Below are 19,326 nucleotides of genomic sequence, written 5' to 3'. Positions count from 1 at the left end.
CGCCTGTGAACATGTCTTGGGCATTCGCTCGAGCGAGTAGCAGACAGCGCGCTTTGTTAGCGCTAACATCAACATTATTGAAGCGGGCCATTTAGAGCGTCAAATACTAAAAAATTAGTTTTATATTCCTTTTTGAGGTTTTGCCGTGGACGAACACAAACCGCGCAAGCGCCGGGGCGCCGGCCGCGTCACCCTGAACACCGTGGCGCGCCAGGCCGGGGTGTCGGCTATTACGGTGTCGCGTTACTTCAACCAACCTGAACAGGTTTCACCCGAGCGCCGTGGACGTATCGCCGAGGTGGTCGCGCAGTTGGGGTATGTGCCGAACCTGGTGGCCGGTGGCTTGGCCTCTGCGCGAGGCAAAATCGTCGCGATGGTGATTCCGAATATCTCGGGGCCGATTTTTGCCAATACGCTGCAGGGCTTCAGCGACACCCTCAGTCGTCACGGTTACCAGCTGTTGTTGGCCTCCAGCTATTTCAGCATCGAACAGGAAGAAAGCGCGGTGCGTGCCTTTCTCGGCTGGTCGCCGGCAGCGCTGGTGCTGACCAGCCGCTTTCACAGCCCTGGCACCGAGAAGATGATCGCCGAGGCAGATATACCGATCGTCGAAACCTGGGACTACGTGCCAGAACGCGCGCCGTTGCAAGTGGGTTTTTCTCATTATGAAGTGGGCGTCACCGCCGCTCGCTACTTGCATGGCAAAGGCTATCGGCGCATCGCCTTCGTACAAAACAGTGCAGTGGGCGACTTCAGCGCATTGGAGCGGCGCGATGGGTTTACCGCGACCCTCTCCGAGTTGGGTGTGCAGCCGTGGGTCTTTGTGCCGGACGCCGACCGTGCGCCCTTCGAAGCTGGCAAGCAGGCCATGGACGCGCTGATGGGGCAGACGATCACGCCCGACGCGATTTTCTTCGCCAACGATAACCTCGCCGCCGGTGGTTTGCTGGCCGGTCAACGCGCCGGGCTGAGCATTCCCCAGGACTGCGCCGTATTGGGATTTGGCGACTACCCGTTTGCCCATATGTTGCTGCCCAGCCTCAGCACCCTCCAGCCACCCGCGTTGGAGATTGGTGTACTCGCTGCCACACGCGTCCTGCAAAGTCTGGGCGTATTAGCCACCGATGAGGAAGTTGAGCGCTTGAATCTTTTGCACTGTCAGTTAATTGAAAGAGAGAGCACCTGAATGACCCGTCGTTATGGCTAATTGCAACTAGTGGCTATTGGCTGCTAACGCTCTAAATCAGTGCATTTGGCAATGTTTTGTATTTAATTACCCCCTTATCCGGAACTAGGGCTATAACTTCCAGTCGATACACCCGGCTAACGCCTGCCTGGGCTATGGCGAACTAATGGCATTGTTCGGTAGTTCTAAATAGCCATACTTTTCGCAACGTTAGATATTCCTCAATGATGTCGTCAGCGCCCATCGATGCTTGCAAGATGCAGATCCCGCATACCGACCAGGTGTGCGCGTGGCTGATGCAGCACGCCGGGCTCAAAATCGCTGATCTGGAACGCGCCCAGCGTTTATCCACTGAGCCTGGCGACCTGCTCGGTTTACTCACGCGCCTGGGCCTGGTGTCCGAGGTCGAACTGGCTCGCGCCTGGGCCGATTTGCTGGATGCGCCACTACTGGTGGCCGACGCGGCGCCGCCGTTGCTTGACCCGCTTCCCGTGCTCACCGAGCGCTTTATGCGCCATTACCAGCTAGTGCCGATGGGTTGGCATCAGGGCGGGTTGCGCGTAATGGCTGCCAACCCGGCGCAGTGGTATCCGTTCCAGGCCCTGGCGTATGCCTGTGAGGTGCCGGTCTGGCTGGCCGTCGGTTCGCATAATGAAGTCGAGACGCTGATCGAGCGCTATTACGGCCAGGGCCGTTCCGCCATGGGCAGCCTGATCGAAAACCTCGATGAGCAGGGCGGCGTGCTGGAGGACATCGAACACCTCAAGGACATGGCCTCCGAAGCGCCAGTGATTCGCCTGGTCAATCTGATCCTGCAGCGCGCCGTGGAACAGCGCGCCTCGGATATCCATATCGAACCCTTCGAAAACCAACTCAAGGTGCGCTACCGCATCGACGGCGTGCTGCACGACGCCGAAGCACCGCCTGCCAGTTCGTCGGCGGCGGTGATCTCGCGGGTGAAGATCATGGCGCGCCTGGACATCGCCGAACGACGCCTGCCCCAGGACGGGCGCATCATGCTGCGCATCCAGGGCAAAGCGTTGGACCTGCGGGTGTCCACGGTGCCCACCAGCTTTGGCGAGTCGGTGGTGATGCGCCTGTTGGATCGGCAAACCGTGCAATTCGATTTCCCCAGCCTGGGCTTCGACGGCCCGCGTCTGGCGGCCTTCCAGGATCTATTGGCGCGGCCCCACGGCATCCTGTTGGTCACCGGGCCCACAGGTTCGGGCAAAACCACCACGCTCTATACCGCGCTGTCGCAACTCAACACGGCTGAACGCAAGATCATCACCGTGGAAGACCCGGTGGAATACCAGCTTGAAGGGATCAACCAGATCCAGGTCAAGCCCGCCATCGGCCTGGACTTTGCCGGAGCGCTGCGCGCCATCGTGCGCCAGGACCCGGACGTGATCATGATCGGCGAAATCCGCGATCTGGAAACCTGTCGTATCGCCGTACAGTCCTCCCTCACGGGTCACTTGGTGCTCTCAACCCTGCACACCAACAGCGCCGCTGCGAGTATCACGCGCTTGCTGGACATGGGCGTGGAGAGCTACCTGATTGCCTCCACGGTCAGCGGTATTCTCGCCCAGCGCCTGGTGCGGCGCCTGGACCCTGCCACGCGCGTGGCCTTCCAGGCCCCGCCGGAATTGATCAAGGAGCACGGCCTGGATCGCCTGACCGAGCAGCGTCCGATCCTGCTTTACCGCGGTGACTATCACGGCCAAAGCGCCCTCACTGAGTTGTTGGTAATGAACGACGAGTTGCGTGGCCTGCTGATGGGCCACGCCGACGCCGCCAGCCTCGAGCACGCCGCCCGCCGCGCCGGTTTGCGCACCTTATATGAAGACGGTTTGCGCCAGGCCCTGGCCGGTGTCACCTCCCTGGAAGAAGTGCTGCGCGTCACCCGCGGAGATGACGCGTGAGCCTGTTCAAGTTCCGCGCCCTGGACAGCCAGGGCGTGGCCCAGAGCGGCACGTTGCAGGCCATTGACCAAGCGGCCGCTGTCGCCGTCTTGCATCAGCGCGGGTGGTTGTTGCTGCACATCGAAACGGCCAGCGGCCCCTTGTTGCGTCAGGCACGTGGGCAGTTGAAGGGCGTAGCGCTGGTGAGTTTCACCCAGCAATTGGCCACGCTACTGGGCGCCGGCCAGCCCCTCGAACGCGCTTTAAACCTGTTGCTCAAGCAAGCCCGCCATCCTCAGGTGCGGGCCTTGATCGAGCGTATCCGCGACCAGGTCAAGGCCGGCAAACCGCTGTCGGCGGCGCTGGAGGAGGAGGGCGGCACGTTTTCCCCGCTGTACCTGAGCATGGTGCGCGCCGGTGAGGCCGGCGGGGCGCTGGAGGGCACCTTGCGCCAGCTCAGCGACTACCTGGAGCGCAGCCAGTTACTGCGCGGCGAGGTGATCAATGCGCTGATCTACCCGGCGTTCCTGGTGGTGGGTGTACTGGGTTCCCTGGCGCTGTTGCTCGCCTATGTGGTGCCGCAATTCGTGCCGATTTTTCAGGACCTTGGCGTACCGATTCCACTGATCACCCAGGTGATCCTGGCGCTCGGCGAGTTCCTCGGCGCCTATGGCCTGGTGGTGCTGGCCGGGTTGTCGATCAGTGGGTGGATTCTGGCGGCGCGCCTGCGCGACCCCCGTCGCCGTGAGCGTTACGACCGTCACCTGCTGAGCATCCGCGTGATCGGCCCGCTATTGCAACGGGTGCAAGCCGCCCGCCTGACCCGCACCCTCGGCACGTTGCTCAGCAATGGCGTGGCGCTGCTGCCCGCGCTGGTGATCGCCCGGCAAGTCTGCAGCAACCGTGCGCTCCAGGCGCAAGTGGCGCTGGCAGCGCAACGGGTCAAGGGCGGCGGCACCCTGGCCGATGCGTTCGGTCGCCAGCCGCTGCTACCGGAGCTGGCGCTGCACATGATTGAAGTCGGTGAACAGGCCGGTGAACTGGACAGCATGCTGCTCAAGGTCGCCGACATCTTCGACGTCGAGGCCAAGCGCGCCATCGAACGCTTGCTCGCTGCACTGGTGCCGACCCTGACCGTGGTCATGGCGGTGCTGGTGGCGGTGATCATGCTGGCGATCATGCTGCCGCTGATGAGCCTCACCAGCCATATATGAACTTTCAAGGAGCAGAACCGATGAAAACCCGACACCGCCAAGGCGGCTTCACCCTTTTGGAAATGCTGGCGGTGATCGTGCTGCTGGGCATTGTCGCGACCATTGTGGTGCGCCAGGTCGGTGGCAATGTGGACAAGGGCAAGTACGGCGCGGGCAAGGCGCAATTGGCCAGTTTGAGCATGAAGATCGACAGCTACGCCCTGGACGTGGGGGCGCCGCCCAACAACCTGCAACAGCTGCTCGACAAGCCGGCCAGTGCTTCGAACTGGGCCGGCCCCTACGCCAAGCCTTCGGAGCTGAAAGACCCGTTCGGCCACGGGTTCGGCTATCGCTTTCCCGGTGAGCACGGTGCCTTCGACCTGATCTTCTACGGCCAGGACGGCCAACCCGGCGGTGAGGGCTACAGTGCCGACCTGGGCAACTGGGAATAACCCGCCCGTGGTCCAGCGAGGCTTTACCCTGCTGGAGATGCTGGTCGTCATTCTATTGATCGGCATTGCGGCGGGGTTGTTGGGGTTGGGTGTACGGCAAGGGCTGCAGGTGGCCAAGGAGCGCCGGGTGGTCGCGCAGATGGTCGAGGCGCTGCGCGCCACGCGGGCGAGCGCCATCGTCAGCGGCCAGGCGGCGCGCACTCAGTTCGACCTCCAGGGCCGCTCGTTCCAGGCCCCAGGGCGTGCGTCACAGCAGTGGCCAGCGCAGGTGCAAGTGACCTTGCACAGTGCCGAGCAGGCCGGGGCCGCCGTGGTGTTCTATCCCGACGGCAGTTCCACAGGCGGTAACCTGCTGCTGGCCAACGGCAGCCGTCGTTGGCGTATCGACATTGGCTGGCTTACCGGCAGTGTGCAGTCCAAGGCGCTGCCATGAAGCACCAGGCCGGTTTCACCCTGCTGGAAATGCTCGCCGCCCTGACGTTGATGGCGGTGTGCAGCAGCGTGTTGCTGGTTGCCTTCGGCCAGAGCGCGCGCGCCTTGTCCCAGGTGGCCCGCAGCGACCGCCTCAACCATGCCGCGCTCACGCTGCTGGACCAGGAAGCCGCCGGCCCGCTGACGGAGGGAACCCGCCAAGGCGAACTCGAGGGTATCTATTGGCAATTGACCAGTACCCGCCAACAGCCGCACCTGTTTCGTCTCGACCTTAACGTGCGTGAAGGCGCGCATCAGGCGCACTTCAGCACTTTGAAGGCGCGCCTGTGAAGCGCCGTGAGCAGGGTTTCACCCTGCTGGAAGTGCTCGTGGTGCTCAGCTTGCTGTCGGTGTTGTTGCTGCTGGTGAGCGCAGCGTTGCTGGGGGCCAATCGGGCGGTGGCCAAGGCCCAGGCCTACACCGTCAGCCTGGATGAAATGCGCGCCGCCCAACAGTTTTTGCGCACCTCGATCAGCGAGGCGCTGCCGCTAAAGCTCACTGACGATGACAGCCAGGCCGAAGGTTTTTTTATCGGCACGCCTGAGCGTCTGCAGTTTGTGGCGACCTTGCCCGGTGTATTGGGCGGGGGTATCCAGCGCTTTACCCTGCAACGGGTCGGGCAGGATCTGCAGGTGGCTTTTTCGCAGAGGGCCTCCCACGCCAACGCGCAGCGCGATGAGCCGCAGGTGCTTTTGCATGACGTCGAGGCGCTGCAGTTCAGCTATCGCGGTGTCTCGCCACTGGGCCAGCCCACCGACTGGTTGAGCCCGTGGCCCTGGCCCCGGCGCCTGCCCACTGCGGTGCGTATCGACGCCTCTGTCGACGGGCCGGTGCCATGGGTCGCCCAGGTGGTTGCGCTGCGCCTGAACCTGTCCAGCGCGAGCAGCGAAGAATGAAGCGCCAACGCGGTGCGGCCCTGTTGCTGGTGTTGTGGGTGCTGGCCTTGCTCAGCGTATTGCTGGGTGGCCTGGCCGGGTGGGTGCAACTGCAAAGTCGCCAGGCGCTATGGCTGCGCCAGCACACTCAGACACTGTTGGCCGCCCAGGCCGGTATCGCAGAGGTCATGGCGCAAGGGCAGTGGGTGGCGGACGGGCGTCCTATTGCGCTGACCTTCGACGACGCCCGCTTGCAGGTCAGTCTGCGCAGTGAGCGCGGCAAGTTGTACCTGGTCAACGCTGCCCCCCAGGACCTCACGCGCCTGGCCCTGGCCTGCGGCGCCACACCGGTTCAGGCCCAGCAGTTGGCCAAGGCCCTTGAGACTCGCCGCCATCAGGGCCTGGCGCCGTTTCGGGTGCTGGAAGAGGTACGTCAACTCCCCGGCATGACCCCGGCGCTCTACAGCCAACTACTGCCTCAAATCACCTTGTGGAGCGACCTCGACCGGCCCGCTCCGGCATTCGCCAGCCCCCTGATGCGCAAGGCGTTGAACCTGCCACGCCAGGACGCCGAGGGCGTCGACCCCGGCCAGGTCGTGGAGATCGACAGCCGCGCCGAGCGCCCCGGCGGCTATCAGGCACGCCTGCGACTGACCCTTTTACTAAGCCCTGCGGAGGACAGCGCACAGCCCTATCGGGTAGTGCGGTGGCAAGAATGATTCAACTCGAACCGATTGCCCGCTATTGGCGCGGCAGCCTGCTGCAACAAGGCTGGCGTTTGTGGCTCACGGAGTTACGCGGCTGTGTGCCGAAGTGGCTGGCGTTCCAGGAACCGCCTGAGCAGGTTCATCACTGGCCGCTGACGGCTCCAGTGGTGCCAGGCAATGCGCGCCAGGTGCTGATGCTTGCTCCTGATGCCGTGTTGCAGCAAAGCGTGCAACTGCCTCTGGCTGCCGCGCGCAACCTCGTGGAGGTGGTTGGCTATGAACTGGACCGCTACACCCCGTTCAACGCCGAACAGCTCTACTTTGTCGCCCGCCAGGAGCGGCGCACACCCAGCCACCTGGAGGTGAGGGTGGTGGCGATCCTGCGCGAGCGCCTTGACCAGGTCCTCACTGACTGCGCCGCCCTCGGCCTGTACCCACACCGCGTGGATGTGGCGGGCCTGGGTATCGACCTGCTGCCCGCGCCGTTACGCCCGCGTTCGCGGCCTGCCGGCAAGCAATTGCAGCGCAGCCTGCCGTGGTTGTGCGGCGCGTTGCTGATCGCGGCGATGCTGTTGTGGCTCAACGACCGCCAGCGGGTACTCGACAGCATGCACGCCACTGTCCAACAGCAAAAAGCCGAGGTCGCCCAGGTGCACGCCCTGCGCCAGCAACTGCTCAACACCCGTGGCGCGGCGCAGTACCTCAGCCAGCGTAAACGGGCGCAACCGCCCCTGGCCGCGCTGCTGAATGACTTGACCAGTTGCCTGCCCGCAGACACCTGGCTCGACCAATTGGACGTCAAGGACGGCGAGGTGAGTTTCTCCGGCCAGAGCGCCAAGGCCAGTGGCCTGATCAGCCGCATCAAAGGCTGCCAGCGCTTGGACAACGCGCAATTCGAAGGGGTGATCCAACCCGACGCACGCACCGGCAAGGACCAGTTTGCCTTGCGTGCCCACTTACGCCAGGAGGCCGCCGATGCGCCGACCCCTCACACGCCGTGAACGCCGCGGCGCCGCCTTGTTGACCCTGGCGTTGGTGCTCGGCGCGGCCTATTGGCTGTTGATCGACAGCTGGTTCGCCGGGCCGCTGCGGGCCATGGGTGAACAGGCCGAACAGTTGCGTGAACAGCAGCAGCGCTATGCCAGCGTCATACGCCAGGGCGATGCTTTGCGCGAACAGTTGGCGCAAGCACAGCAAGACCCGGCCAGCAGCGCCAGCCTGTTGCCAGGGGACGACCCGGACGTGGTCGCCGCCGACCTGATGCAGCGTCTCGCCGACCTGATCAACAGCCACGCCAACCTCGGCGGCGGCTGCAACCTCACCCAGCGCAAACCGATCACGCCCGAACAGAACGACAGCGAGCCCTATCGTCAGGTCAAGGTCAGCCTCACGCTCAATTGCGCCATCGAACCGCTGACCGCGATCCTGCATGGGCTGGAATATCAGCCGCCTTTTCTGTTCGTCGATGAGCTGCATATTCGTCGCGACAAACAGGCGCCAGCCAGTGGCGGGGCGGGCAAGCTGGCGGTGCAACTGCTGGTGCGCGGCTACCTGCAACCGGCGCGGGTGGCACCATGATTGGCCCATTGCGTCCTCTTGAATGGGGCTGGCTCGGCGTGGCCGGGCTCTTGGGGCTGTTGATGGCGATGATCCTCAGTAGCATCGGCGATGCCCCCCGGTGGTTACCCGATGCGCCGGTGCACGCGCCACCCTCGTTCCAGGTGCAGGCCGCTCCCACGCCGGCGTTGCGAGACCTTGCCGGTACCTGGCAAGCGCCGCTGTTCAGCCCGGATCGCCGCCCGGACCGGGAGGTGGGTAAAACCCAGGTGGCGAGCCTGGCCAACCTGACCCTCAGCGGCATCATGATCACCGGCAACCTGCAAATGGCCATGCTCAAGCAAGCCGGTGGCCCAACGCTCACGGTGCGCTTGGGCCAGGCGTTGCCCAACGGCTGGCGCCTGGAACACCTGACCCCGCAATACGCTCGTTTTGCCCTGGACGGGCGCACCCAGACCCTGAGCCTCTACGGTAAGCGGTTACCCCTGATCTCACATCCCCGCGAGTCTCTCCCTTGATCGATATGCGCACTTCGCTGTTTTGCCTGGCTACCGCCTTTTCCCTGGGCGGCTGTGGCTCTTTGCCCGACACCCTCGACCCGGACGACGACCTGCTGCACGAGGCCCTGCAGGGCACCGGCGCACAACGCCCGCCGCTTCAGGCGCCTGTGGCCGAAACCGCTCCACCTGCCACCCAGGCTCCGCCGCAGCGCCAGCTCATTCGTGGCAATCAAGCGTTTGTGCGCCAGCCCGCGGCACCCGTAAACGTGCCGGAGCAGGGCGGCGACATCGTGTTCAACTTCGCCGATCAGCCCATCGAGGCCGTGATCAACAGCGTGATGGGCGACCTGCTGCACGAGAACTACAGCATCGCCGAGGGCGTGAAGGGCACGGTCAGCTTCTCCACCTCCAAGCCTGTAGACAAACAGCAAGCGCTGTCGATTCTCGAAACCCTGCTGTCCTGGACCGACAACGCCATGATCAAACAGGGCAACCGCTATGTGATCCTGCCGGCCAACCAGGCAGTGGCGGGCAAGCTGGTGCCGCAGATGCGCGTGGCGCAACCGGCCAGCGGCCTCTCGGCACGTCTGTTTTCACTGCGCTATATCTCGGCCACCGAGATGCAGAAACTGCTCAAACCCTTCGCTCGTGAAAACGCTTTTTTGTTGGTGGACCCGGCGCGCAATGTCCTGAGCCTGGCCGGCACGCCCGACGAACTGGCCAACTACCAGGACACCATCGACACCTTCGACGTGGACTGGCTCAAGGGCATGTCGGTGGCGGTGTTTGGCCTGCAACGCGCCTCGGTGGCCGAGCTGATGCCCGAGCTGCAAGCCATGTTCGGCGCGGACAGTGGCACACCCCTGGCCGGCATGCTGCGGTTCTTGCCGGTCGAGCGCACCAACTCGGTGGTGGCGATTTCTTCCCAGCCCCAGTACCTCAGCGAAGTGGGCGACTGGATCCGTACCATCGACGAGGGCGGCGGCAACGAGCCGCAGATGTATGTGTACGACGTGCGCAATATGAAGGCCGGCGATCTGGCCAAGTACCTGCGGCAGATCTACGGCAATGGCGCGATCAAGGATGACGCCCCGGCGAAAGTAGCGCCGGGGTTGCGTACCACCACCTTGTCCTCATCCACCAGTGCCGGTTTGCAGGCGAGCGCCCCGGTGCCCGCAGCCGAAGAACCTGAATCCGAGCCTGCCGAAAACACCCAGGCATCGCCCACCAGCGACCTCGAAGCGGGCACGCGCATCACCGCGCAAAAGAGCAGCAACCAACTGCTGGTGCGCACCCGCCCGGCGCAATGGAAAGAAATCGAAGCGGCGATCAAACGCCTCGACAACCCACCGCTGCAAGTGCAGATCGAGACCCGCATTCTGGAGGTCAAGCTCACCGGCGAACTGGACCTGGGGGTGCAGTGGTACCTGGGCCGCCTGGCCGGTAATTCCACCAGCACTACGGTGGCCAATGCCTCCGGCAGCCAAGGCGCCCTGGGCGGTGGCGGGGCAGGGCTGGGGGCGGCGGACTCGTTGTTCTACTCCTTCGTCAGCTCCAACCTGCAAGTGGCCCTGCACGCCCTGGAAACCAACGGCCGCACCCAGGTGCTGTCGGCGCCATCCCTGGTGGTGATGAACAACCAGCCGGCGCAGATCCAGGTGGGGGACAACATTCCCATCAGCCAGACCACCGTCAATACCGGGGACGCCGACACCACCTTGAGCAGTGTGGAATATGTGCAGACGGGGGTGATTCTGGATGTGGTGCCGCGCATCAATCCGGGTGGGCTGGTGTACATGGATATCCAGCAACAGGTCAGTGATGCCCAGAACCCGACGGGGAACAGTGAGACGCCGGTGAACCCGCGTATCTCCACGCGCTCGGTGTCCACCCAGGTGGCGGTGCAGAGTGGCCAGACGGTGCTGCTCGGCGGGTTGATCAAGCAAGACAACGCTGAGAGCGTCAGTGCCGTGCCTTACCTGGGGAAGATTCCGGGGTTGCGCTGGTTGTTTGGCAATACCAGCAAGTCCAAGGACCGCACGGAGCTGATTGTGCTGATTACGCCGAGGGTGATTACCAGCAGCAGCCAGGCGCGGCAGGTGACGGATGATTATCGCCAGCAGATGCAGCTGTTGCGACCGGCTCAATGATCCTGGCTGTACCGAGTACCCATGTGGGAGGGGGCTCGCTCCCGATGGTGGCCTGGCACCTTGCGATCAAAAATGTGGGAGCTGGCTTGCCTGCGATGATGGCCTGCCAGCCGACACCTATCAACCTGACACCCCGCGATCAAAAATGTGGGAGCTGGCTTGCCTGCGATAACGGCCTACCAGCCGACACCTATCTACCTGACACTCCGCAATCAAACTGTGGGAGCTGGCTTGCTCGCGAAGGCGGCCTAACAGGCGACGCAGTTATACCGAGTACATATCCATTCCTGCGGTAACGGCCACTTAGGGTTCCGCCCTGACGGCGGCTCACTTTGCAAAAGCGGCAAAGTAAGCAAAACGCTCTTGCCCCACCACTCGGCACCTCGCTTGGGCTCGGTGTGCCCGTAATCCGCCAGTGATTTGGGGGGCCGCCGCCACGCGCCATCCATGGCGCGGGGCGGCTAAACCGGCATCCCTGCCGGTTTACCCCCCAAATCCCTGTCGAATTCCGGCCAGCGTGGTTTGACGGGGCGCTTAAGATCAAAAGCAGATCAAGATCAAGAGCGGCTCGCTTCGCATCGTGGTTACCGTCCGTAGTTACCGTTGCGATGGGGGGGGCGTGTCAGTAAATGCATTTTGACTGGCCCACAGTCATCAGGAGCACGCCCCCTCCCACACTCTGAGCGTTCTGCGCGCTCAGATTAAAAATCATTTTTATGAATAATTATTTTTATAAATAATGAAAGTACAGAATATTAGCTTATGCCCAAATAGCATTATATTTTTAAAATCCATTCCGTTATGTTTGATCCCAACAGCCTACCCCTGACCTCGGATGGTACCCAGCGTGATTCAGATTCTGCGCGCCTGACCGGGTAATCATCCCGCCGCAGCAGAGTCGTTGGACGGGAGCTCGACGTATGTTGCCACTTCAAACCCCTCGCTTGCCCCACACCTAGCCCAAGCCGCATCGCCCCTTTGACTACCGGCCACGTCGCGCCAGGCGCGTGCCTGCCCGACTTTGCGATTTGGAAAAAGCTGGGAATGGATATGAAGCAAATTCTGCAACCTACTGCTGCCCTGACTCTGTCGCTGTTCGCCGCAGCAGCCCAGGCCCAGGATGACAGCACCTTGTCGACGGTCGTCGTGACCGGCAACCGTGGCGCCGAGCAGCGCACGGTCACCAGCAGCCCGGTGCCGATTGACGTGGTCAGCGCCCGGCAATTGCAAAACACCGGCAAGCCCGGATTGATGGAGGCGTTGAGCGCGGTGATCCCTTCGCTGACCCTGCCGGAAAAAACCGGTTGGGACGCCAGCGGCATTGCCCGGGCACCTAACCTGCGGGGTTTGAGCGCCGCCGAAGTGTTGGTGCTGGTCAACGGCAAGCGCCGCCACACCAGTGCCACCTTGAATATCAACGGCATCAACACCGGCGCGGCGCCGGCTGACCTGGACCTGATCCCCATCAGCGCCATCGACCATGTCGAAGTGCTGCGCGATGGTGCGGCTGCCCAATACGGGTCTGACGCCATCGCCGGGGTGATCAACGTGATCCTCAAGGCCGACACCCGCGGTACCTCGGTGACCCACGCGGGCCTTGGCTACGACGGCAAGAAACAGACCGTGCAGCAAAGCCTCAACAAGGGCTTCGAAATCGGCAACGGCGGCATCGTGCAACTGGCCCTGGATGCACGCAGCCAGAACGATGACAACAAGGCCAGCGCCAACGGCTACACCTATGAGCAAGCCTATGGCCTGGCGGGCAAGTCCACTTATGGCGGCTACGGTACGCCCAAGACCAACCTGCTGACCCTGGGCTACAACGCCGAGTTGCCGATCGACGACAGCCTCAGCCTCTACTCCTTTACCACCTACTCGCGACGCAAGGCCGAGCAGGGGCAGAACTTCCGTCTGCCGACCATCACCAACACCATCACCACCGGGCCTAACGGTTACCCGGCCGGGTACACCCCGACCTGGTACATCGACGAGGACGACTTCCAGGCGGCGTTTGGTGGCAAGGGTACTGTGGGCGAGTGGGACTGGGACTTGTCTACCACCTATGGGCGCAACGAAGCGGAGCAGGGCACCACCCACAACCAGAACCCTTCCCTGGGCGAAGCCACGCCGAACAGCTTCACCTCCGGTACCTGGATTTCCACCGAGCTGACCACCAACCTGGACTTCAAGCGTGGCTTCGACATCGGACTGCAAAAGCCCTTGGACCTGTCCTATGGCTTCGAGCATCGGCGCGACACTTACGAGGTGCAAGCCGGCGATTACGCGTCTTATGCCAATGGCGGTTACTGCGTGGCGCCGGGTAACTGTGCGTCGTCCGGGGCACAGGTCACCAACGGTATTTCACCGGACGAAGAAAGCAGCGCGTCACGCAACAGCCTGGCCGGTTACGTGGATGTGGGTTTCAACCCCATGCCGGACTGGTACGTTGGCACGGCGGTGCGTTATGAGCATTACAACGAGGGCGTGGGCGCCACCCGCAGCGGCAAGCTGACCACCCGCTACGACTTCACCCCGCAGTTCGCGGTGCGTGCCACCGTGAGCAATGGCTTTCGTGCGCCGTCCCTGGCCAACAGTCTGTTCAGTGCGCGCTCCACCACCTATGGCGTCGTCGATGGGGTGTATCAGTCGATCAACTATGGCGTGCTCCCCGTGGGCTCGGCGGCGGCCCAGGCGCTAGGCGCGCAGGCGTTGAAGCCCGAGCGCTCCACCAACTTCAGCCTTGGTTTCACGCTCACGCCCACCGACCGCCTGAGCTTCACCGCCGATGCCTACGTGATCAACCTGCGTGACCGCATCACCCTTACCGGCACCTTGCTGGGCCCGGAAGTCACCCAGGTGTTGCAGAACAACGGCATCAACTCCACCTCCGGCGGCCAGTACTTTATCAACGGCGCCGACACCCGCACCAAAGGTCTGGACCTGGTCAGCAGCTACAACCAGGACCTGGGCGCGTTCGGCGCGCTGAAGTGGACCGCCGCGTTTAACTGGAACCAGACCCAAATCCTCAACTACAAGGAATCCACCCACATTCTTGGTACCTCCTACGACCTGATGGACCGCCAGGCGCGCAACCTGATCACCGGCGTGCAACCCAACACCAAGCTGATCCTGGGCGGTGACTGGAGTATCGAACGCTTCAACCTCAACCTGGCCCTGACCCGCTACGGCTCGTACAAGGAAGTGAACTCATCGGCCAATCGTGACCTGGACCGGGTCTACAACGCCCGCTGGATCACCGACCTCGACCTGGGCTACAGCCTCACCAAAGACCTGAACATCGCCATCGGCGCCAAGAACCTGTTCGACCTCTATCCCAAGAAACAAGGGGTGCCGAGCAGCACCATGGTTGCCAGCTACGGCACCTATTCGCCCTACGGTTTTACCGGTGGGTATTACTACACCCGGCTGACTTACGCCTTCTGAGGCCTGCGAGGAAAAGAACATGCCCATTGTCGCCAAACCCTATGACCTGCTGGATGAAGTCAGCGCCCAACCGCTGCGCCAGCGCCGTGCCGCCACGCCAATCAAGGCGTTGCGCGTGGTGCCGGCCCGGCACCCCTGGCGCTGGGCCGGGTCGATTTTCGCCGCGCTGGTATTACTCGCCATCGTGCACTCCCTGGCCACCAACCCGCGCTGGGAATGGGGGGTGTTCGGCCAGTGGTTCTTTTCGTCCTCGGTGCTGCGCGGGTTGGGCCAGACGTTGCTGCTGACGCTGTTGAGCACAGTGTTCAGCATCCTGCTGGGTACCGCGCTGGCCCTGGCGCGGCTGTCGGGTTCGCCGTTGCTGGCAGCATTGGCCTGGGGCTATATCTGGTTTTTCCGGTCGATGCCGGCGCTGCTGGTGCTGATCATCCTCTACAACTTTGCCTACCTGTACGACCACATCGTGTTAGGCGTGCCGTTCACCGACCTGGTGTTCGCCGAGTGGTCGACGGTGGATGTGCTCAGCCAATTTACCGTGGCCGTCCTGGGCTTGAGCCTGATGCAGGCGGCCTACGCGGCGGAGATCATTCGCGGTGGGCTGATTGGCGTGGATGCCGGCCAGCATGAGGCGGCGGCGGCCTTGGGGCTGCCGGCCTCTCGACGCATCTTCCGGATCATCCTGCCCCAGGCACTGCGCTCGATCTTGCCGTCGGGGTTCAACGAAATCATCGGCCTGGTCAAGGGCACCTCGATTGTCTACGTGCTGGCCTTGCCCGAGCTGTTCTATACCGTGCAGGTCATCTACAACCGCACCCAGGCGGTGATCCCGTTGCTGATCGTCGCCACGGTCTGGTACCTGATCATCACCACCGTGCTCACCAGCGCCCAGTATTACGTCGAGCGCCACTTCGCCCGGGGCACCGCGCGGGTGCTGCCACCCACGCCGTTGCAGCGCGTGCGCCGCTGGTTCAAGGAGAAGGCCCATGCCTGAAGCACGCGCCGGGCGCATTCAGATCCAGGGCGTGGGCAAGCGCTTTGGCAACCAGCAGGTACTCGATCATATCGACCTGAGCATTGACCCTGGCAAGGTCACGGTGATCCTCGGGCCGTCCGGCTCGGGCAAGTCCACCTTGCTGCGCACCATCAACCATTTGGAGAAGATCGACAGCGGGCATATCACCATCGACGGTGAGTACGTCGGATATCGGCGCAAAGGCGACCTGCTTTTTGAACTCACCGAACGCGAGATTCTCAAGCGCCGTATCGACGTGGGCTTCGTGTTCCAGAACTTCAACCTGTTTCCCCACCTCACCGCCTGGGAAAACATCGCCGAAGCGCCCCTGGCGCACAAGCGCTGGAGCCGGCTGCAGGCCCGTGACAAGGCCGATGAATTACTCGCCAAGGTCGGCCTGGCGGACAAGGCCGACGCCTACCCGCGCCAGCTCTCCGGCGGCCAACAGCAACGCGTCGCCATCGCCCGGGCCTTGGCGCTCGACCCCAAAGTGCTGCTGTTCGACGAGCCCACCTCGGCCCTCGACCCGGAACTGGTGGGCGAGGTACTGGACGTGATCAAGGGCCTGACCCAACTGGGCGTGACCCTGGTGATCGTCACCCATGAGATCGGCTTTGCCCGCGAAGTGGCCGACCACGTGGTGTTCCTCTGCGACGGCCAACTGATCGAAGAAGGCCCGCCCGAACAGATCCTGCGCCAACCCCGACATCCCCGCACCCAGGCCTTTCTCGGCAAAGTGCTTTAGTTCAAGGAGTGACTGCCCATGTTTATCACCACTGCCCGTGTCGTCCTGCTGGCAATTGCCGGGGCCGCTGCCCACAGCGCATTTGCCGTGCAACAGGTCGACCTCAGCCCCGATCGCCCGCGCATCCATGCGCCACGCAATGAAGCGGCCATCGCGCAGATCCCGCCCGGCTTCAAGTTCGCCCAGCCGGGCAAGTTCACCGTGGCCGTGTCAGGCGTAGCCGGGCCACCGCTAGCGCTGCTGGCCAGTGACGACAAGACCACCATCGGCAGCGAGGCCGACACCGCCCAATTGGTAGCCGACAGCCTTGGCCTGCAACTCAACGTCGTGCAGACCAGTTGGGAAGACTGGCCCCTGGGCGTCAGCTCGGGCAAATACGACGCGGTGATCAGCAACGTCACCGTGACCGAGGCACGCAAAAAGCGTTTCGACTTCGCCACCTACCGCCAGGATGTGCTCGGGTTTTACGTCAAGAGCACCAGCAAGATCAGTGAGATCAAGCAGGCGGCGGATATTGCCGGGCTGAAGATCATCGTCGGCTCCGGCACCAACCAGGAAAAAGTCCTGCTGGCGTGGAACGAGGCCAATGAGAAAGCCGGCCTCAAACCTGCGTTGTTGCAGTACTTCGACGACCAGGCCGCCGCACAACTGGCGGTGCAGTCTGGGCGCAGCGACGCACTGTTCGGGCCGAACTCGGTGTATGCCTATTCGGCAGCGATCACCGGCGGCATCAAGCGTGTCGGCACCGTCAATGGTGGCTGGCCGTTGCAGGCGGATATCGCGGTGACCACGCGCAAGGACAACGGCCTGGTGCAGCCGATCCACACGGCACTGCAGGGTGCGATTGCCGGCGGCCAGTACGAGCAGGTGCTCCAACGTTGGGGCCTGGATGTCGAGCGCGTCGATAAGTCGCTGATCAACCCACCGGGCCTGCCGGACTAGGAGCATCGACATGGGACTGACACGACGTGAAGCGCTATCGAGTATTGCCGCAGTCGGCGGTGAGAAGGCGGTCAAGGACGCATTGGCGGTGTTGGGCCTGGGCCCATCGTCACACCGCCGACCGCAACCGCTGAAACTCAAGGACGACCTGGGGCAGGGCACTCGGGTTCTGGTGCTGGGCGCCGGAATTGCTGGGCTGGTCACTGCGCTGGAGTTGACGCGCGCCGGCTTCAGTGTGCAGGTGCTGGAGGCCCGCGAGCGCGTGGGTGGCCGCACCTGGACCCTGCGTAACGGCGACCGCGTGGACTATAAGGACGGTCGCTCGCAGACGGTGAGGTTTGACCCAGGCCAGTATTTCAACGCCGGGCCGGCGCGCATCCCCAGCCAGCATCGCACAATCCTCGAATATTGCAGTGAGCTTGGCGTGCCGTTGGAAGTGCTGGTCAACAGCAGCCATGGCGCCCAGGTGCGGCCGGACCTCAGCCAAGCGGCGTTCAGTGTCGGCCAGGCGCTCAACGATACCCGCGGGCATCTGTCGGGGTTGCTGGCCAAGGCGGTGCAACGCGACGCTCTCGATGATGTATTAAGTGGCGAAGAGCGCACACGCCTGCTCGGTTTTTTGCAGGTGTACGGTGACCTGTCCCAAGAGCTGGCTTTTGAAGGCACCCTGCGCTCCGGGCACCTTGAATCTGCCGCCCACCCTGGCGCCTTGCCCGACCGCCGCAGGCCGTTGACGTTAGAGCGGTTGCTGCACCCGGAACTCTGGGGGGCTTTACTGCACACCGAGTTCCCGGAATTTTCGGCCACCATGTTCCAGCCAGTGGGCGGCATGGACCGCATCACCGAGGCCTTCTACCGACGCGTGCAGGAGCAGGTGCAACTGGGCGCCCAGGTGCGGCAGATCCGCCAGCTGGAGGACGGCGTGGCGGTGACTTACCACGACCAGCACAGTGGCCGTGAACAGGTGGTGCGTGCCGACTTTCTGGTCTCCACCTTGCCGCTGCCCCTGCTGGCCAAGCTCGACACGGACTTCAGCGCGCCGGTCAAGGCGGCCCTGCTCATCACCCGCAGCGACCAGGCGACCAAGGTGGCCTGGCAATCCCCGCGCTTTTGGGAGACCGACTACCGTACCTACGGCGGCTTGTCGTGGATCGAGCACCCGGCGCGCCTGCTGTGGTACCCCAGCAACGACCTCAACACCCGCGAAGGCGTGCTGGTGGCCGGTTACGTGACCGGCGAGGGTGCCGACGTGTTTGGCGGCCAGCCCCTCGATCAGCAGTACGCCGCTTCCCGGCAAGCCGTGGAGCTGTTGCATCCAGGTTACTCCAGGCACTTGCGCAATCCTCTGGCGGTGTCCTGGGAGCAGATCCCCTACAGCGAAGGCCCGTGGTTGCAACGCGAACACTTCCCCGCCGAGGCCCACGCCCTGCTTGAACAGCCCCATGGCCGGGTGTACTTCGCCGGCGACGGCCTGGTGCAGAGCGGCGTGGGTATCTGGCAGGAATCGGCAGCCAACTCGGCGCGCCATGTGGTCGCGCAACTGGCCGAGCGCATCACCCAACAACACCAAATCGCGGCGTTGGCCGCATCCTGAGGAGCCTCACCATGAGCGACAGCATCCAACGCACCAGCGTCGGCGAATTCCCCATCTCGCAAACCGTCACCGTGCCGGCCTCGGCCAGCCTGGTGTTTGTCAGCGGCACGCTGCCGGACCCCGCCGACCCGAAGGTGCCTGGGGTGTATGGCGACACCGAAGTGCAGAGCGTTTCAGTGTTCAACAAACTGCGCCAGATCCTGCGCCAACACGACCTGGACCTGGGCGACATCGTGCAGTTACGGGTGTTTCTGGTCGGCGCCGAAGAGACCGGTGGCAAGCTGGATTTTGCCGGGTTGCAGCGCGGCTATACCCAGTTCTTTGGCACGCCCGAACAGCCAAACAAACCGGCGCGCACCGCGTTGCAAGTAGTGGCGTTGCCGTTGCCGGGGGCGTTGGTGGAGGTGGAGGCGATTGCGGCCAGGGCGGTGTGATCACACCCGTCACTCTGCGGATCGTTCCCACGCTCTGCGTGGGAATGCCGCCCCGGACGCTCCGCGTCCCATCGCCTCGCAAGCGCCACGCACTGCACAAGGTGACGCGGAGCGTCACAGAATGTATTCCCATGCAGATCGTGGGAACGATCATCATGGC

18 protein-coding genes are annotated in these 19,326 nt (G+C 63.4%); all 18 read left to right on the top strand.

The window, feature by feature from the left end:
- Window positions 1–145: 145 nt before the first annotated feature.
- The 18 genes from BT204_RS07795 to BT204_RS07700 all read left to right on the top strand — a co-directional run bounded on the left by BT204_RS07795 (window position 146) and on the right by BT204_RS07700 (window position 19,166).
- Entirely contained in the window at window positions 146–1,186 is a 1,041-nt protein-coding gene (locus BT204_RS07795; RefSeq protein WP_072446249.1) for a LacI family DNA-binding transcriptional regulator, read from the top strand.
- A gap of 257 nt (window positions 1,187–1,443) precedes the next feature.
- Entirely contained in the window at window positions 1,444–3,111 is a 1,668-nt protein-coding gene (locus BT204_RS07790; protein WP_239695909.1) for a GspE/PulE family protein, read from the top strand.
- The gene (gene gspF / locus BT204_RS07785; RefSeq protein WP_072446247.1) at window positions 3,108–4,304 is read left to right on the top strand and encodes a type II secretion system inner membrane protein GspF; all 1,197 of its coding nucleotides are present in this window, start codon (window positions 3,108–3,110) and stop codon (window positions 4,302–4,304) included. Before BT204_RS07790 ends, gspF begins: the two co-directional genes overlap by 4 nt.
- A gap of 20 nt (window positions 4,305–4,324) precedes the next feature.
- Window positions 4,325–4,735, top strand: a complete 411-nt coding sequence (gene gspG, locus BT204_RS07780; protein WP_019821138.1) for a type II secretion system major pseudopilin GspG — start codon at window positions 4,325–4,327, stop codon at window positions 4,733–4,735.
- Window positions 4,736–4,742: 7 nt separating this feature from the next.
- Window positions 4,743–5,168 carry a GspH/FimT family pseudopilin gene (locus tag BT204_RS07775; RefSeq protein WP_072446245.1) on the top strand — a complete coding sequence of 142 codons (426 nt, stop codon included), beginning with the start codon at window positions 4,743–4,745 and terminating at the stop codon, window positions 5,166–5,168.
- Window positions 5,165–5,497: a type II secretion system protein gene (locus tag BT204_RS07770; protein WP_054898349.1), complete on the top strand. Its 333-nt coding sequence runs from the start codon at window positions 5,165–5,167 to the stop codon at window positions 5,495–5,497. The genes BT204_RS07775 and BT204_RS07770 overlap by 4 nt, the downstream gene beginning before the upstream one ends.
- The gene (locus BT204_RS07765; protein WP_054898350.1) at window positions 5,494–6,102 is read left to right on the top strand and encodes a prepilin-type N-terminal cleavage/methylation domain-containing protein; all 609 of its coding nucleotides are present in this window, start codon (window positions 5,494–5,496) and stop codon (window positions 6,100–6,102) included. The genes BT204_RS07770 and BT204_RS07765 overlap by 4 nt, the downstream gene beginning before the upstream one ends.
- Window positions 6,099–6,800: a general secretion pathway protein GspK gene (locus tag BT204_RS07760; protein ID WP_072446243.1), complete on the top strand. Its 702-nt coding sequence runs from the start codon at window positions 6,099–6,101 to the stop codon at window positions 6,798–6,800. Before BT204_RS07765 ends, BT204_RS07760 begins: the two co-directional genes overlap by 4 nt.
- A complete protein-coding gene (locus BT204_RS07755; RefSeq protein ID WP_072446241.1) occupies window positions 6,797–7,789 on the top strand; it encodes a PilN domain-containing protein in 993 nt (330 codons plus the stop codon). The genes BT204_RS07760 and BT204_RS07755 overlap by 4 nt, the downstream gene beginning before the upstream one ends.
- Window positions 7,764–8,366, top strand: coding sequence for a type II secretion system protein GspM (gene gspM / locus BT204_RS07750; RefSeq protein WP_032902001.1), 603 nt, complete (start codon window positions 7,764–7,766; stop codon window positions 8,364–8,366). Before BT204_RS07755 ends, gspM begins: the two co-directional genes overlap by 26 nt.
- The gene (locus BT204_RS07745) at window positions 8,363–8,863 is read left to right on the top strand and encodes a general secretion pathway protein GspN (RefSeq protein WP_072446239.1); all 501 of its coding nucleotides are present in this window, start codon (window positions 8,363–8,365) and stop codon (window positions 8,861–8,863) included. The genes gspM and BT204_RS07745 overlap by 4 nt, the downstream gene beginning before the upstream one ends.
- A 5-nt stretch (window positions 8,864–8,868) precedes the next feature.
- On the top strand, window positions 8,869–10,995 hold the full coding sequence (gene gspD / locus BT204_RS07740; protein ID WP_072446237.1) for a type II secretion system secretin GspD: 2,127 nt from the start codon (window positions 8,869–8,871) through the stop codon (window positions 10,993–10,995).
- 1,050 nt (window positions 10,996–12,045) lie between these two features.
- The gene (locus BT204_RS07725) at window positions 12,046–14,439 is read left to right on the top strand and encodes a TonB-dependent receptor plug domain-containing protein (protein ID WP_072446294.1); all 2,394 of its coding nucleotides are present in this window, start codon (window positions 12,046–12,048) and stop codon (window positions 14,437–14,439) included.
- A gap of 19 nt (window positions 14,440–14,458) precedes the next feature.
- Window positions 14,459–15,430, top strand: a complete 972-nt coding sequence (locus BT204_RS07720; protein WP_072446232.1) for an amino acid ABC transporter permease — start codon at window positions 14,459–14,461, stop codon at window positions 15,428–15,430.
- On the top strand, window positions 15,423–16,196 hold the full coding sequence (locus tag BT204_RS07715) for an amino acid ABC transporter ATP-binding protein (protein WP_057975008.1): 774 nt from the start codon (window positions 15,423–15,425) through the stop codon (window positions 16,194–16,196). The genes BT204_RS07720 and BT204_RS07715 overlap by 8 nt, the downstream gene beginning before the upstream one ends.
- 18 nt (window positions 16,197–16,214) lie before the next feature.
- Window positions 16,215–17,138 carry an ABC transporter substrate-binding protein gene (locus BT204_RS07710; RefSeq protein WP_054917520.1) on the top strand — a complete coding sequence of 308 codons (924 nt, stop codon included), beginning with the start codon at window positions 16,215–16,217 and terminating at the stop codon, window positions 17,136–17,138.
- A gap of 10 nt (window positions 17,139–17,148) precedes the next feature.
- Window positions 17,149–18,732 (top strand): flavin monoamine oxidase family protein, encoded by a 1,584-nt coding sequence (locus tag BT204_RS07705; protein WP_072446230.1) that lies wholly within the window; start codon window positions 17,149–17,151, stop codon window positions 18,730–18,732.
- A gap of 11 nt (window positions 18,733–18,743) precedes the next feature.
- Window positions 18,744–19,166 carry a RidA family protein gene (locus tag BT204_RS07700; protein ID WP_072446228.1) on the top strand — a complete coding sequence of 141 codons (423 nt, stop codon included), beginning with the start codon at window positions 18,744–18,746 and terminating at the stop codon, window positions 19,164–19,166.
- Window positions 19,167–19,326 lie beyond the last annotated feature (160 nt).

It is taken from the genome of Pseudomonas sp. NFPP02, from assembly GCF_900119355.1.
Classification (GTDB): domain Bacteria; phylum Pseudomonadota; class Gammaproteobacteria; order Pseudomonadales; family Pseudomonadaceae; genus Aquipseudomonas; species Aquipseudomonas paracarnis.
The sequence above is the reverse complement of the archived record's forward strand: the minus strand, read 5'-3'. Positions and strand labels throughout refer to the sequence as shown.